The 14,259-nt window shown below is 72.3% G+C and carries 17 protein-coding genes; 7 read left to right on the top strand and 10 right to left on the bottom strand.

Going from position 1 to position 14,259, the window contains the following annotated elements:
- From ACNKF0_RS18140 to ACNKF0_RS18165, 6 genes are all read right to left on the bottom strand, one after another.
- Complete coding sequence (locus ACNKF0_RS18140; RefSeq protein WP_416954241.1) at nucleotides 1–597, bottom strand: GTP-binding protein; 597 nt, start codon at nucleotides 595–597, stop codon at nucleotides 1–3.
- Nucleotides 578–946: a DUF742 domain-containing protein gene (locus ACNKF0_RS18145; protein ID WP_299925912.1), complete on the bottom strand. Its 369-nt coding sequence runs from the start codon at nucleotides 944–946 to the stop codon at nucleotides 578–580. Before ACNKF0_RS18145 ends, ACNKF0_RS18140 begins: the two co-directional genes overlap by 20 nt.
- A gap of 14 nt (nucleotides 947–960) precedes the next feature.
- Nucleotides 961–1,398, bottom strand: a complete 438-nt coding sequence (locus ACNKF0_RS18150; protein ID WP_191193113.1) for a roadblock/LC7 domain-containing protein — start codon at nucleotides 1,396–1,398, stop codon at nucleotides 961–963.
- Nucleotides 1,395–4,859: an ATP-binding protein gene (locus tag ACNKF0_RS18155; protein WP_416954242.1), complete on the bottom strand. Its 3,465-nt coding sequence runs from the start codon at nucleotides 4,857–4,859 to the stop codon at nucleotides 1,395–1,397. Before ACNKF0_RS18155 ends, ACNKF0_RS18150 begins: the two co-directional genes overlap by 4 nt.
- Nucleotides 4,860–5,090: 231 nt before the next feature.
- Nucleotides 5,091–5,303, bottom strand: a complete 213-nt coding sequence (locus ACNKF0_RS18160) for a DUF2945 domain-containing protein (RefSeq protein ID WP_416954243.1) — start codon at nucleotides 5,301–5,303, stop codon at nucleotides 5,091–5,093.
- Between the two features lie 40 nt (nucleotides 5,304–5,343).
- Complete coding sequence (locus tag ACNKF0_RS18165) at nucleotides 5,344–5,904, bottom strand: helix-turn-helix domain-containing protein (RefSeq protein WP_416954244.1); 561 nt, start codon at nucleotides 5,902–5,904, stop codon at nucleotides 5,344–5,346.
- A 66-nt stretch (nucleotides 5,905–5,970) separates the two neighbouring features.
- Here ACNKF0_RS18165 and ACNKF0_RS18170 point away from each other — a divergent pair, with 66 nt between their 5' ends.
- Nucleotides 5,971–7,545, top strand: a complete 1,575-nt coding sequence (locus ACNKF0_RS18170; protein ID WP_416954245.1) for a methyltransferase domain-containing protein — start codon at nucleotides 5,971–5,973, stop codon at nucleotides 7,543–7,545.
- 10 nt (nucleotides 7,546–7,555) lie between these two features.
- Here ACNKF0_RS18170 and ACNKF0_RS18175 read toward each other — a convergent pair whose 3' ends face one another.
- Nucleotides 7,556–8,077 carry a gluconokinase gene (locus ACNKF0_RS18175; protein WP_416954246.1) on the bottom strand — a complete coding sequence of 174 codons (522 nt, stop codon included), beginning with the start codon at nucleotides 8,075–8,077 and terminating at the stop codon, nucleotides 7,556–7,558.
- 14 nt (nucleotides 8,078–8,091) lie between these two features.
- Complete coding sequence (locus ACNKF0_RS18180) at nucleotides 8,092–9,459, bottom strand: GntP family permease (protein ID WP_416958578.1); 1,368 nt, start codon at nucleotides 9,457–9,459, stop codon at nucleotides 8,092–8,094.
- Between the two features lie 167 nt (nucleotides 9,460–9,626).
- On the opposite strand from ACNKF0_RS18180, the gene ACNKF0_RS18185 reads away from it, so the two are divergent.
- From ACNKF0_RS18185 to ACNKF0_RS18195, 3 genes are all read left to right on the top strand, one after another.
- Nucleotides 9,627–9,968 carry a hypothetical protein gene (locus ACNKF0_RS18185; RefSeq protein WP_416954247.1) on the top strand — a complete coding sequence of 114 codons (342 nt, stop codon included), beginning with the start codon at nucleotides 9,627–9,629 and terminating at the stop codon, nucleotides 9,966–9,968.
- Between the two features lie 65 nt (nucleotides 9,969–10,033).
- Nucleotides 10,034–10,360, top strand: a complete 327-nt coding sequence (locus ACNKF0_RS18190) for a WXG100 family type VII secretion target (RefSeq protein WP_416954248.1) — start codon at nucleotides 10,034–10,036, stop codon at nucleotides 10,358–10,360.
- On the top strand, nucleotides 10,357–10,656 hold the full coding sequence (locus ACNKF0_RS18195) for a WXG100 family type VII secretion target (RefSeq protein WP_416954249.1): 300 nt from the start codon (nucleotides 10,357–10,359) through the stop codon (nucleotides 10,654–10,656). Before ACNKF0_RS18190 ends, ACNKF0_RS18195 begins: the two co-directional genes overlap by 4 nt.
- Here the strand turns inward: ACNKF0_RS18195 and ACNKF0_RS18200 are convergent.
- Both ACNKF0_RS18200 and ACNKF0_RS18205 read right to left on the bottom strand, forming a co-directional pair.
- The gene (locus ACNKF0_RS18200) at nucleotides 10,646–11,404 is read right to left on the bottom strand and encodes an MOSC domain-containing protein (RefSeq protein WP_416954250.1); all 759 of its coding nucleotides are present in this window, start codon (nucleotides 11,402–11,404) and stop codon (nucleotides 10,646–10,648) included. The genes ACNKF0_RS18195 and ACNKF0_RS18200 overlap by 11 nt on opposite strands.
- 35 nt (nucleotides 11,405–11,439) lie before the next feature.
- Entirely contained in the window at nucleotides 11,440–11,949 is a 510-nt protein-coding gene (locus ACNKF0_RS18205; RefSeq protein ID WP_416954251.1) for a hypothetical protein, read from the bottom strand.
- A 163-nt stretch (nucleotides 11,950–12,112) separates the two neighbouring features.
- Between ACNKF0_RS18205 and ACNKF0_RS18210 the strand changes: the two genes are divergently transcribed.
- The 3 genes from ACNKF0_RS18210 to ACNKF0_RS18220 all read left to right on the top strand — a co-directional run bounded on the left by ACNKF0_RS18210 (nucleotide 12,113) and on the right by ACNKF0_RS18220 (nucleotide 14,185).
- Complete coding sequence (locus ACNKF0_RS18210) at nucleotides 12,113–13,411, top strand: hypothetical protein (protein WP_416954252.1); 1,299 nt, start codon at nucleotides 12,113–12,115, stop codon at nucleotides 13,409–13,411.
- A complete protein-coding gene (locus ACNKF0_RS18215) occupies nucleotides 13,408–13,779 on the top strand; it encodes a hypothetical protein (protein WP_416954253.1) in 372 nt (123 codons plus the stop codon). The genes ACNKF0_RS18210 and ACNKF0_RS18215 overlap by 4 nt, the downstream gene beginning before the upstream one ends.
- 76 nt (nucleotides 13,780–13,855) lie before the next feature.
- Entirely contained in the window at nucleotides 13,856–14,185 is a 330-nt protein-coding gene (locus ACNKF0_RS18220) for a contact-dependent growth inhibition system immunity protein (protein ID WP_416954254.1), read from the top strand.
- Nucleotides 14,186–14,259: the final 74 nt, after the last annotated feature.

Here is a 14,259-nt window from a genome sequence, read left to right on the forward strand (position 1 = left end):
TCAGTTCGCATTCACGGTGAGCGACTCGCGCAGTCGCATGAGGGCGTATTCGGTGATCTTCACGAGCGCGCCCTTGGCCTGCTCGCGGTCGCGGGCGTCCAGGCTGATGATCGGTACGTCGGCGGGCAGGGCCAGCGCGGCGGCGATCTCCTCGGCGGGGTAGCGCGGGACGCCGTCGAACTCGTTGACGGCGACGATGAACGGGATCCCCTTGGACTCGAAGTAGTCCAGCGGCGAGAACGACTCGTCGAGGCGCGCCACGTCGACCAGCACGATGGCGCCGATGGCGCCGCGGCACAGGTCGTCCCACATGAACCAGAACCGGCGCTGCCCGGGCGTGCCGAAGAGGTAGAGCACGAGGTCCTCGGCCAGCGTCAGGCGGCCGAAGTCCATCGCCACGGTCGTGGTGGCCTTGCTGGGCACGGCAGCGAGATCGTCGACGCCCTCGGACTCGTTGGTGACGAGTGCCTCGGTGCGCAACGGGTCGATCTCCGACACGGCGCCGACGAGCGTCGACTTGCCGACGCCGAAGCCGCCTGCGATGACGATCTTCGTCGACGCGGCCGCGCGCTGTGCCTTAGTAGTTTCGAAGTCCACGGAGGGTCCTTTCGATGAGCTCGAGCCGCTCATCTGTCGACGTGCTGTCGGTGATGGTGGCCTGGATGCGGACCAGGCCCTGCTCGATCAGGTCACCCAGCAGCACCCGGGTCACGCCGATCGGCATCTTGGTGAGGGCCGACACCTCGGCCACGGAACGCCTGTCGCAGACCTCGAGAACCTGCGCAGCAGAAGGAGAGAGCACGGGTGCTTCCGCACCCGCCTGGAGGCGGAGCGTGGCCTCCATGGCCAGCTCGACCTTCGCGGCCGTCCGACCTGCGGTCAGGGTGTAGGACCGGATCAGTCGCGGGCGGTAGCCCTCGTCCTCCGGCTCGGGTGGCGGCGTCACGGCACGAGTCCGGCTCAGCCGCCCGTACCGACGCGGGCCTGGGCCTCGACGGTACGTCCCACGCGGTCCACCAGCAGGGCCATCTCGTAGCCCACCTGGCCGATGTCGGCCTCCTCGGTCGTGAGCACGGTGAGGTTGGAACCGTCACCGACGCTCATGAGCATCAGGAAGCCCATCTCCATCTCGACGATGGTCTGCATCACCGAGCCGCCCTCGAAGAGGCGGGCGGCGCCGACCGCGAGGCTGGCCAGACCGGAGGAGACGGCCGCGACCTGCTCGGCGCGCTCGCCCGGGATGCTGGTGCTCGAGGCCATGAGGAGACCGTCGGCGGACACGAGGATCGCGTGCGCCGCGTCGGGTACGTCGTCGACGAAGCGCGACATCACCCAGTCGAGGTCTCGGTCGTCGCCGGCCGTGCTGGCGACGGGGGCGGCGGAGGTGTCGTGAATCATGAGGGGCCTGCTTCCGTGTGCTGGGTGGAACTCTGGGCTGCTCGTCGACCGCGGGAGACCCCCGCGGTGTGAGCCTGGAGACGGCGGCGGATTGCTTCGGGGTCGCGCGTCTTGGCTGCCGTGGGCGGGGTCACGCTACCGGGGACGAGGCGCTCGCCGGGGGCACGTCGCGGCAGTCCGACCGGGGTGGACTCGACGACCGGAGCAGGCTCGGTGACGTGCTCGGCGATCTCCCAGCCGCGGTCGACCTCGGTCTCGTGCCACTCGCCCTTGCCCTCGCCTGCGAGCCACCCCGAGCGCATCGACTTGAAGATCGGCGACTCGCCACCGGCGCGGGCCGGCTCGGCGCCGTGGGACAGGCCGTTGCTCCCGTGACCGTTGCTCCCGTGATCGTTGCTCCCGTGGCCGTTGGAGCCGTGCCCGTTGGAGCCGTTCGTCCCGTGGCCGTTGGTGCCGTGGCCGTTGGTGCCGTGGCCGTTGGTGCCGTGGCCATTGGTGCCGGGGAGGCCGTGGCCGTCGGTGAGCAGCGCGGCGGCGTCGTACGACGGCACCGGCTCGAGCTCGGGCTCGTGGCGCTCCTCGGGCTCGGACTCGGTCGCGGGCTCGGTCACGGGGGCGGCCGCGACCTCGCTGACCGGCTCCGGCTGACTGACCGGCCGGGCCGGGGTACCGAGACCCAGCGGGTCGTCGGCGTCGACCTGGACCTCGTCGACGCGCGCCGCCGGCTCGGGCTCCGCGACCGGCTCGACCTCGGCGACCGGCTCCGGCTCCACCTGGGCGGCGGGCTCGGGCTGCTCGGGGGCGGCCGGCTCGTCGAAGGCGTCGGCAGGCAGCGGGTCGGACAGCGGGTCGGACAGCGGGTCGGACGCCCGGGAGGGCTGGTCGACGGGCTGCTCGGTCGGCTGCTCGACGACCTCCTCGGCGACCGGCTCGGCGACCGGCTGGTCGACCGGCTGCTCGGTCTTCTCCGCCCGCTCCTCGGCCACGGGCTCCTCGGCCACCTCGGCGCTCCGGGCCTCCTGCTCGGCCTGAGCACGCTGGCGCGAGGCGAGGGCGGTGATCGGGACCACGCGAGCGACCTTCTCGGCACGCTCGCTCGCGGCGCCCTCGACGCCACCGGCGTCGGCAGCGGGCGCAGCGGTGTCGGCACGCTTGCCGAACAGCGGACCGGTCGCGCCGGAGGTCTCCGGCGGCAGGAAGGCCTCGGCCCCCGTCTTGGGCATGTTGGCCCCCGGGTCGCGGCGCGGCAGGAGGCTGCCGAGCGGCGGACGGTCCGGGGTCGGCTCGGACGACGACGACGATGACGACGACGAGGCGGAGGTGGCTGCGGATGCGGCGGCCGGGGCGACGGGGGTCGCGGCCGTGGCGGCAGCGTCCGTCGTACCGGACGCGGCAGGCACGGGCTCCAGCTCGGCGTCCGCCTTGGCGGCCTTGGCCCGTGCCTTCGCCTCGGAGGCGGCGGCGCGCTCGGCGGCCTTGGCCTCGGCCTTCTCGGCGCGGGCTCGGTTGCGGGCCTCCCGCTTGGACAGGACCGGCTCGGCTGCGGCGCCAGCGCCGGCGCCGACCAGCTCGGCGGATTCGGCGGCGGACGCGCTCGACGTCGTGGCCACGGCCGCGGCGGGGGCGGCCGGCGCGCCGGACTGCGTCACGTCGGGCAGCACGGACGGCGGGAGCAGCACGGTGGCCGTCATGCCGCCACCCGGGTTGCGGGCCAGGTGGGCCTCGATGTCGTGGCGCTCGGCCAGACGGGACACCACGAACAGGCCCATGCGCCGGGCGGTGTCGGGCGTGGCCTCGGCGCCGTGCTGGAGGTCGGCGTTGAGCTGCTCGAGCTCGGCCGGCGGCACGCCCAGGCCCGAGTCGGTGATCGTGATCGTCACGCCCTCGGGGCCCTGCTTGGCGGCCAGGCGCACCGGCTCGGCGGGCGGCGAGAAGCTGAGCGCGTTGTCGACGAGCTCGGTGAGCAGGTGGACGACGTCGGGCGCGGCCTCGTCACCGACACGGGTGTTGAGGTTGGAGAGGATCTGCACGCGCTGGTAGTCCTGCACACCGGACGTCGCGGCCTGGAGGGCCTCACCGACGGTCAGGCTGAACTGGCCGGCGGCACGGTTCGGCACATCGGCCAGGATCAGCAGCGAGTCGGCCGTACGACGCATGCGCGAGGCGAGGTGGTCGAGGCGGAACAGCGACTCGAGGCGCTTGGGGTCCTCCTCGTCGTGCTCGAGGCGCTCGATCTGAGCGAGCTGCTGGTTGACCAGCGAGGTCGAGCGGCGAGAGAGCGTCACGAACATCGCGTTGACGGTCTGGCGGAGCTGGGCCTCGCCGGACGCGAGGTGGATGGCCTGGCGGTGGAGGTCGTCGACCGCTCGCGCGACCTGGCCGATCTCCTCGTTGGTGTGGACGTCGATCGTCTTGATCGGCTCCGGCTCCTGGCCGGCCCGGATCCGGGCGACGGCGTCGGGCAGGCGGTGCCGGGCGACGGCGAGGGCGCCGTCGCGGACCTTGCCGATCGGCCCGAGGAGGCTGCGGGCGATGAAGAAGGCGAGAGCGATCGCCGCGGCGAGCGCGAGGAGCGTGAGCACCGCGCCGACGAGGGCGTTGCGCTGGGCGGCGCCGGCCGCCTCGTCGAGGGTCTCGGTGACACCGGTGACCAGGGTCTCGGTGATCTCGTCGTACGGCGCGTAGGCGTCGCGTCCGTCGAGGTCGGTGGCGGCGTCGTCGCGGATCTGCCCGGCGTGGCGGGTGTTCTGCTCGCGCAGGAGCGCGGTCTGGTCATCCGCGCCGTCGACGGATCCGGCGAGACGGTCGATGGCCGCGGCCTCGACGCCGAGCTCGGAGAAGAGCTCCTGGGAGCTGGACTGCGAGAGCGAGGTCGCGACGAGGCCCTGCTGGAGCGCGAGGGACAGGCGACCGCTCATCGCCTGCGAGAGCTGCTCGAGGCGCGGCTCGGGGGTCTCCTGGGCGGCGTTGACGCTGGTGATGAGCTGGCTGACGCTCGACTCGAGCTGCCGGACGAGGGCGATCCAGGTGGCCGGACCGAGCGACTCGGCGCCGTCGCCCCGCATGGCCTGGCTCAGGTCGAGCAGCGCGTTCACGTGGGCGGTCTGCAGCTCGTCGAGCTCGGCGGTGTCGCGCGTCTGGACCAGGGTCTCGGCGTTGCTGGAGATGTCGCTGATGGCGTCGATGAGGTCGCCCTGGCTGGCGGCACTGTCGGACTGCGCCGCCACCATCGCGGCCTCGGAGGCGGTCAGGTAGTCGACGGCGGGCTGGATGATCGTGACCTGCTGGGCGCTCCGGGCAGCCTGCCGGGAGTCGCCGTAGTCGCCGGCCACGCGCAGTCCACCGAGGACGGCCGCGAGCAGCAGCGGGATCGCCAGGGCCAGTGCCATCTTCCGGCCCAGTGGCCAGCCGGCGACCGAGAGACCAGTGCCCTTGCGGGCCCGGGCTGCATCCTGAGTCATGTGTGCCTCGCGTTTGGTGAGCGACTACGTCGAAGTCAGACCGCACCGGTGGGGACCGGCGCAGGCTCAACCTAAGGAGTTCGGCGACATTCCGTGGCGTTTTCACAGAACTCGGGTCAAGGCGGTGTAAAGAGCATCAGGAGGCGCGTAGCCCTCCGTACGACGCGGTCTGGACCGCCTGGAAGACACCGCCCGAGCCCGGGGGCTCCACTGTCGGTCAGGTCGGTCGGGTCAGGCGCGCTCGACCTCGCTCTGCAGCTTGAGGACCGTGGTGCCGTCCTCCTGCTCGATGACGTACGCCGGGTCGTCGTCGCTGCCCTTGCGGGTCACCTTCTCACCCTTGGTGGTGCGGGAGACCTCGTCGTGGCGGACCTCCTTCACGGTGCCCTCGGCCCACGAGGAGCCCCACTTCCACTTCACGCTCGTGCCGGTGCGGATCGCCATGGGTCCACCGTGCCACCGCGCGCCAGCGCCCGGGCCACCCTCAGGAGCGGACGTGCATCCGCTCGCCCTGGGGGCCGAAGATCGCCAGCACCTCCGCCGGCGTCGGCCCGGGATTGCCGATCCAGTGCGGCGTGCGCGTGTCGAACTCGGCGACCTCGCCGGGCTCGAGGACCAGGTCGCGGGTGCCCAGGACGAGGCGGACCCGGCCGCTGAGGACGTAGAGCCACTCGTAGCCCTCGTGGGTCTGCAGCGTCGGGAGCGGGTCGTCCTCGACCGGCATGACCATCTTGAAGGACTGGAGCCCGCCGGGGCGGCGGGTCAGGGAGATGAAGGTGCGCCCGTGCCGCACGACGGGCTTGGAGCGGATCCGCGGGTCACCCGTCTCGGGGGCGTCGACCAGCTCGTCGAGGGCGACGCGGTGGGCGCGCGCGAGTGGCAGCAGCAGCTCGAGGGTCGGCTTCCGCTGGCCCGACTCCAGCCGCGACAGGGTGCTCACCGAGATGCCCGTCTCCTCGGCGAGGTCGGTCAGCGTGGCCTCGCGCTCCAGCCTCAGCTGGCGCAGTCGGGGTCCGACCGCGCGCAGCACTCCCTCGTCGTCCATGACCCGCAGTTTGCCACTCCAGCAAGAATGTTTGTCAATCGCGCACCCCGGCTGCATGCTCGTCCCATGAGCGAGAACGAGACGTACGACGTGGTGGTCATCGGTGGCGGCGTGGCCGGGCTGAGCGGCGCGATGGCGCTGGGCAGGTCGAGGCGGAGCGTCCTGGTGGTCGACGCCGGCGAGCCCCGCAACGCCCCCGCCGACCACGCCCACAACTACCTGGGCCGCGAGGGCGTGCCCCCGCTGGAGCTGCTCGCGGACGGCCGCGCCGAGGTGGCGGCGTACGGCGTCGAGGTCGTCACCGACCGCGTCGTCGGGCTGTCCGGCGAGGTCGACGGCTTCCTGGTCACGACCGAGGGTGGCCGGAGGTACGGCGCCCGCCGGGTGCTGGTCACCGGCGGCGTGGTCGACGAGCTGCCCGACGTGCCGGGACTGGCCGAGCGGTGGGGCATCGACGTGCTGCACTGCCCCTACTGCCACGGCTGGGAGGTGCGCGACCAGGCGCTGGCGATCCTCGCGACCACGCCGATGGCCGCCCACCAGGGCCTGCTGTTCAGCCAGCTGTCCGACGACGTCGTGATGGTCGTGCACGACGGCGTCGAGCTGCCCGACGAGGAGCTCGAGAAGCTGGGGGCGATCGGCGTCCGGGTCGTGCACGGCACGCCGCAGGAGGTCGTCGCCACGGACGACGGCGACGTGCTCATCGGGCTCCGGCTCGCCGACGGGTCGGTCCTCGAGCGGCAGGCGATCGTCGTGGCGTCGAAGCCGCACGTACGCGCCGAGTACCTCGCCCCGCTCGGCATCGAGCCGCAGCCCGTCGAGATGGGTGGCGCCGTGCTCGGGTCCGTCATCGCGGTCGAGCCCACCGGCGCCACCTCGGTCCCCGGCGTCTTCGCCGCGGGCAACGCGACCGACATCTCGATGACGTTGATGGCCTCGGCCGCCCACGGCAACCGGGTCGGCGCCTGGATCAACGCCGAGCTCGCCTCCGCCGACGCCGACAGCGCCGTCCGGGCCCGTCGGGACGGGTTCTTCGAACAGCCCGCGTGGGAGGAGCGCTACTCCGGCGACCGCGTGTGGAGCGGCCGGGTCAACGTCCAGCTCGCCGCGGAGGCGCCGTCACTGGCACCCGGCCGCGCCCTCGACATCGGATGCGGTGAGGGCGGTGACGCGATCTGGCTCGCCTCGCAGGGCTGGGAGGTGACGGCCGTCGACTTCGCCGAGGCGGCGCTGGCTCGCACGACCGAGCACGCCCGGGAGGCCGGGGTCGAGGACCGGGTGCACACCCGCCAGGTCGACGTACGCACCTTCGAGCCGACCGGCGAGACGTGGGACCTCGTGACGTCGCACTTCTTCCACCTGCCCGACGGCGGCATGCCCGATGTCGTACGACGACTCGCCGCCGCGGTCGCGCCGGGTGGCACGCTGCTGGTGGTCGGGCACCACCCCGAGGACCTCACCACCGGGCTGCGGCACGGGCACACCTCGTTCATGTTCACCTCCGACGAGCTGGTGCCGGCCCTGCCGCCCGACTTCGTGGTCGAGGTGTCCGAGGCGCGCCCGCGCACGCAGGCGCACCCGGAGACCGGCGAGGAGATCGCCGTGGCCGACGCGGTGCTCCGCGCACGGCGGACCAGCTGAGGCGCCGGTCTCAGGGCAGGCCGAGCCGCGCCAGCACCATCGCGGCGAGCCGGTCGACCGGCAGCGCCGGGTCGACGTCCATCCCGAGCTCGTCGGGCTGGAGCGGCTCGAGGGTGTCGAGCTGCGACTCCAGCAGGCTCGGCGGCATGAAGTGGTCGCGGGCGTTCATCCGGTCGAGGAGCATGTGCTTGTCGCCGGTGCAGTGCACGAAGAACGTGCCCTCGCCGCCGCGCCGCAGCACGTCGCGGTAGGACCGGCGCAGGGCGCTGCACGCGATGAGCGTCGGCTCGCCGCGCGCGTCACGCTCGGCCGTCCACTCCGTCAGCGACTCCAGCCACCCCCATCGGTCGGCGTCGGTCAGCGGGGTGCCCTCCCTCATCTTCTGGACGTTCTCCGGCGGGTGGAAGTCGTCGCCCTCGGCGAACTCCCAGCCCAGCCGCTCCTGCACCGCGCGCGCCACGGTCGACTTCCCCGACCCGGAGACTCCCATGAAGACCAGGTGGAGGGGCGTCGTCGTCTCGGCAGTGCTCATGTCGTGGGATGTGTTCATCCGACCGCCCAGATGCCGAGGGCGAGCACGAAGATGCTGACGCCGAGCGTGGTCTCCATGACGGTCCAGGTCTTCAGCGTGGTCTTGACGTCCATCCCGAAGAACCGGCCGACCAGCCAGAAGCCCGAGTCGTTGACGTGCGAGAGCACGGTCGCACCCGCCGCGATCGCGAGCACCAGCGCCACGAGCTGCAGGCTCGAGGGGTCGGCGTCGGCGACGCCGGCCGAGATGAGGCCGGCGGTGGTGGTCAGTGCGACGGTGGCGGAGCCCTGCGCGACGCGCAGGATGGTGGCGATGACGAAGGCACTCACGATCAGCGGCAGGCCGAGGTCGGCGAGGGAGTCCGACAGCGCGGCGCCGATGCCGCTATAGCGGAGCACGCCGCCGAACATGCCGCCGGCACCGGTGATGAGGATGATCGCGCAGATCGGGCCGAGCGAGTCGTTGAGGAGGGACTCGGTCTCGGCGAGCGAGTAGCGGCGGACGGCCAGGGTGTAGGTCGCCACGAGCAGCGCGATCAGCAGCGCCACCGGGGTCTGGCCGATGAAGATGAGGAGATCGGCCCAGGTGCCCTCCTCGGCGACCGTGCCGTTGGCCCGCAGGGTCGTGAGGACCGTGTTGGCGCCGATGAGCACGAGCGGGAGGAGCAGGATGGCGAGCACGTGCCCGAAGGCCGGCGGGTTCTCCGTGTCGGCCTCGCGGCCACCGGTGAGCACCGAGTCGTCGACCGGGACGTAGACCTTGCCGAGCCACCCGACGGTGACGACGTACACGCCGACGAACCACGCGAGGACCGCCACCACGACACCGACGAGCAGGGACAGGCCGATGCTCGCGCCGATCTCGGTGGCCGCCGTGACAGGACCCGGGTGCGGCGGCACGATCGCGTGCATGGCGGCGAAGGCGCCCGCGGCCGGGAGGGCGTACATCAGGACGGACCCGCCGAAGCGCTTGGCGACGGAGAAGATGATCGGCAGGAAGACCACGAGGCCGGCGTCGAAGAAGATCGGCAGGCCGAACAGCAGGGCCGCGACGCCCAGCGCCAGGGGTGCCCGCTTCTCGCCGAAGCGGCCGACGAGGGTGTCGGCGAGCACCTGCGCGCCGCCGGTCACCTCCAGAAGGCGCCCGATCATCACGCCGAGACCGACGAGCAGCGCGACGGTGCCGAGCGTGCTGCCGAAGGCGGCTATCGCGACGCCCGGCACGTCGGCGACGGGTACGCCGGCGGCGACGGCGGTGAGGAAGCTGACGAGCACCAGCGCCACGAAGGCGTGCATGCGCAGCACGATGATGAGGACGAGGAGTGCGGCGACGGCGAGCGCGGCGATCAGCAGCAGCGTTCCCGAGCTGTAGACGGGGGTCATGGTGTCCACGTGGGGAGCCTCCGAGATGGGCGGGAGTGGTCGCCCCACCCTAGGTCCTCGGTCGCGCTGCCTGCGCCGCCTCCCCGTGGGCCAAGGCGCAGTCTCGATTGTCTCCAGATCTCTTCAAGCACGTGTAGAGGCGGTGGGATCGCGGGTAGTGGCCGTTCATGATCATCTCCGGCCACCTCCACCACGACCGCCCGGCTCGCGCCGCGGTCTCCTCGTCCGCAGCGGCTCGCATCGCCGAGGTCGACGCCCGCCGACGCGCCGCCGCAGCCAGCATCGACGCCCTCGTCGTGGCCTGGCAGGGAGGGACCGCCCTCCACCAGGGCTCGGGCTGGCAGCAGTGGGACGACGCCGCGCACGACGCCATCGACTCCCTCGCCGCGTTGCTCGGCTCGCTCGACCTCGCCCGCCGGGAGATGGCCGACCTCGAGCAGCGGCCGACGGTGCCGCGCCAGGTCGACCGGCGGCGCGGTCGACCACTGAGGCCGGCGCTTCTCCGCTGACCACTTCTCCACAGATCGGCGCGGAGGGGTGTCGCCGGGCCGGCGCGGGCGGCCACCATCGGAGCATGATCATCTCGGGAACCCTCCAGCTCGACCCGGCGGCCCACGCTGCGGCCACCTCCTCGTTCGGCGACCGGCTGTCCGACCTCGACGCGCGCCGGCGGGCCGCCGAGTCCGTGGTCGACGGCCTGCTGGCCACCTGGCGCGGCGACGCAGCCTCCGCCTTCCATGAGCAGTGGGACGTGTGGAGCCGCGCGGCGGCCGGGGTCGTCGACGACCTCGGCGCGGCGGTCGACGCGCTGCCGGCCGCCGCCGACGTCGTGGGAGCCGACGAGCACCGCGGCCTCGCGAGCGACCACCTGCGCGGGCGTCTCGGCGGGAGTCTGCCGTGAGGTCCTACGACGTCGACCTCGCCGAGGTCCGGCTCGCCGTGGCCCAGCTCGCGGCCTGCCAGCGCGACCTCCTCGGCCTCGCGGTCGACATCGACCACGCGCACGACCGGCTGCAGGCAGACTGGCTCGGCCGGGCGAGCGACGCGCAGTCGTCGTCGTACGACTCCTGGCGCGACGGGTGTGCCGACATGGTCACCGCCCTCGCCGCGCTGCGCGGCATCGTCGCCGCGGCCGACGAGCACTACTCCTCGGCCGTCGAGACCAACGTGGCGCTGTGGCAGCAGGTCAGCGGCTGACGGTGACCCGCCCGGGCACCACGCACGTCGCGTAGACGCCGAACATCGGCTCGCCGGCCCGGTTGGTCGGCCGGTCGCGCGCCAGCGCCGCCAGCAGCCGCACGTCCTTCACCCCGGTCTCCGGGTGGTGGTCGATCACGGCGCACCGCGGGACCGGGCCCCCGAACCGCACCACGGCGTCACCGAGCACCACCTCCCGACCCGCCCACGAGTCCTCGACGTGGGGCTCGTCGGTCTCGACGACGAGCGTCGCGCGGAAGCGGCCGGGCTGGCCGGTGAGCTCGTCGCGCCCCGTACGACGGGCGAGCTCGCGCAGCGACGCCGTGCCGACGACGGTCAGCGGGTCGCCGAACACCACGCCACCGCGCGGCGCCGCGGCCACCCGCACGCGTCGGCCCAGCCAGTCGGAGACGAGCTCGGCGTGCGGGCCTTCGACGAGGTCGAGGTCGACGTCGCGACCCCAGTAGTCGCAGGTGATGGTCCGGCCGGTCCTCACGGCCGTCGCCCGGGTGGCGTCCCCGGTCGGGAGGGTCAGGTCGAGGACGTGTCCGTCGACTCGTGCCACGACGCCGATGAACGCGGGGTGCTGCACGGTCCGGAGCACCCGCGCCGCGTCGACGTCGACCAGGCAGTACGTCCGGTCGCCGACCGCGCCCTGCTCATCGACGTCGACCCCGTCGAGCGCGAGGTGGCGCATCCCCTTGACCGGGGCGAGACCGGCCCGGCGTACGACGAGCTCGTCCGGCATGCGCCCATGGTTCCACGCGCTCGCGGCCCGGCCCGTCATGCGCGGCGCGGCCGGAACTCGATGACGTTGTCGAACCGCCCCCCGTGGGACCGCGCCGGCTGGTGGGTCGCCGACACCTCCTCGCACGGTGTCGGCACCACCGCGCCGGTGACCTCGTTGGCCTCGGCCGTGAGCAGCCTCGTGGTGCGATCGCCGAGCCCGCGTCCCACGACGACACCGGACGCCCGGTGGTCGAAGGTGAACCCGGCCAGCCTCGGGTGGCCCTCCCCCTTCGCCCCGGGCCGCAGCAGGTGGTCCACGACGAACCGCAACGACTCGACCATCCACTTCGGGTCCTCGAGGGAGGGGTTCCACTGCAGGCAGCACCCCTCCGGGCACGGCTCCCACGCGAGCCTGGCGAACGGCACGTCCTGGTCGCCCCGACCGGTCGGCGTTCCCCGCAGTGTGCCGTCGGAGTCGAGGACGTCGAGGAGGAAGTCGCACTCCGCGTCGTTGAGCGCCGGCTGGATGCGGATGCAGCCGATGAAGCGTGACTCGAGCGTCATGCGTCCTCCTCGTCGGGTCGGGGTCCTCGGAGTCCGTGCCCACCCACCGCGACCGGAAACGCGCGACCCGGAGTCTGTGGAGAAACCGCCCAGGCGTCTCCGTTGTCCACAGATCGCCGCGCCGGTCTGGCGACGCCACGTCGGCCTCGGCAAGGGTCGAGCCATGCGGATCACCGTGGAGTGCAGCGGGTTCACCCGGGCTGCTGACGCCTGCCTCACGGCCAACCACGTCGCCGCCCTGCTGACCCGGTCGCTCGGCTCGCGGCTGGCCGCCACGGCGGGGATGGCGGGCAACGACGCGACGAGCACCGACTTCGCGACGGCGTACGACGCCGGGGCCACCGAGGCGCTGGCCGCCCTCGCCGACCTCACCCACGCGTTCACCGGAGCCGGCCGGCTGCTGGCCGCGACGGGCGACAACCACGAGCGGGCGGAGAGCGCGGCGGCGCAGGTTCCCTACGACGGGAGCTCCGCCCTCGACGAGGGCGCCTTCGCGGTCGTCGAGCCACCCTCCCCGCCGTCGAGCCTGGGCGCACAGGAGCCGTCGTTGGGCGCCATCGACCGGTGGATCCTCGACCACGTCGAGGGCTTCGTCTGGCCGGGGGCCGATGTCGACGCACTGGCCGCGGCGGCGTCGACGTGGCGGCACGCCGCTTCCACGACGTCCCGGCTCGCGGACCACGTCGACGTCGCCATCAGCCTGCTCGAGGCCCAACGTTCGCCCGAGGTCCCGCTCGCCGTCGACGCCCTGACCGAGCTCACCACCCTGATCGGCGACACCGCCTGGCAGCTCTCCCACCTCGCCACGGCGTGCGAGGAGTACGCCGCTGCGGTGGAGGCCGCCCGCGAGCGCACCCGCGCCCTGCTGACCGAGGTCGCGCAGATGATCGTCGAGGGAGCCGCCATCTCGGTGATCATCACCGGCCTCACCGGCGGGCTCGGCGGCGGCGCAGCCGCGGTCGCGGCCGCGGCGCGGGTGCGGTCCGCCGCGCCACGCTTCTACGCGCTGCTCGTGTCCTTGCACTCCGTCGTCGCCACCTCTGCGACACGGCTCGAGCGGGCCCGCGACGACCTCTCGGACGTCCGGACCAAGCTCGAGAAGTTCGTCCGGGTCCAGGCCCGCGACGAGGCCGGGACGATCAAGCACCCGGGTGGGTGGGTGCCGCGGCGCCCGGGTCGACCGAAGCCGGAGGTCGACGACCCGAAGCTGTCGAACTACGTGGACCAGCTGTTCAAGGGCGTGAGACAGCCCAACAGGTCTGGCGACGGCACCACCATGGATGCGATCCGTCATGAGCTGGCCTCGGGCGACCTAGTGCACGGCAAGGATCACGTGCGTAAGGGACAGGACATCCTGAGAGGGTTGGAGCGCTGGCTCCGCACTCGAGACGATGCGAGTCCCCAAGACCGGGAGACGGCACAAGCGCTCGCCGATGAGCTGAAGGAGCTGTTGCAGCCATGAATGAAGAGGCCGACTTCACGAATCGACTCGTCACGGCTGCTCCCGAGCTGGGCTCGTTGCTGGACGAGCACCTCTCAGACCAAGCGGGTGAATTGCTCGCTTACGTACTGATGTCGGACGTCGCCCGATGGCTGACCGCACAGTGCTCGTCATCGCCTCGGCGAGTGCAGGAGATCCTGTCGTGGCTCGAGACCGAATACATCGACGGCAACTTCGACGTCCGCAACCTCATCGATGTCGGGATCGTCGAGATGCTTCCGACCATGCCGGATGGTGCGCCGATACTGGACATGCTCGGTCCCGCTCTAAGGGCACGCGCCGAGGTTGCGGGACTTCTAGTGGACGAGGCAGACGGGTCGCCCACGTGAGTCACCACCTCGTGGACCGCATCCGCGTCGACCCCGACGACAGCCCCGGAAGGCAGGCGGTCAGGGGCAGATGAGCGTGGACGACCTCACGTACCTCTTCAGCGCCTACTTCTACGAAGCATGGGACGAGTACGAATACGGCTCGTGGCAGGACGCTGTCGACGACTTCGCGCGACGCTCACCCGAACGCGTCGCTGGAGTCATGGCTGCCCTGCGTGCGTTACTCGACGAACCGCTCACAGACAAGCAGCTGGACGCCCGACTTCGCACGCGGGGGTGCACGTTCGTCTCTGAGGACGGTGACCGGACATGGCTGATCCAGCTCCTCGACCGATTGCAAGCGAGCCCCCGGGCACGCCGCGCCCTTCGCGGCGACGCCGAGGAGCTCAACCCCGAACTTGATTGACCTCAAGTCAGAATGTTGTCGCCCTGCCCCTGATCCGAGCGGTTGACCCTTCTGCCCGCAATTCCGCCTCACAC

Source organism: Nocardioides sp. T5, assembly GCF_048161455.1.
Classification (GTDB): Bacteria; Actinomycetota; Actinomycetes; order Propionibacteriales; family Nocardioidaceae; genus Nocardioides.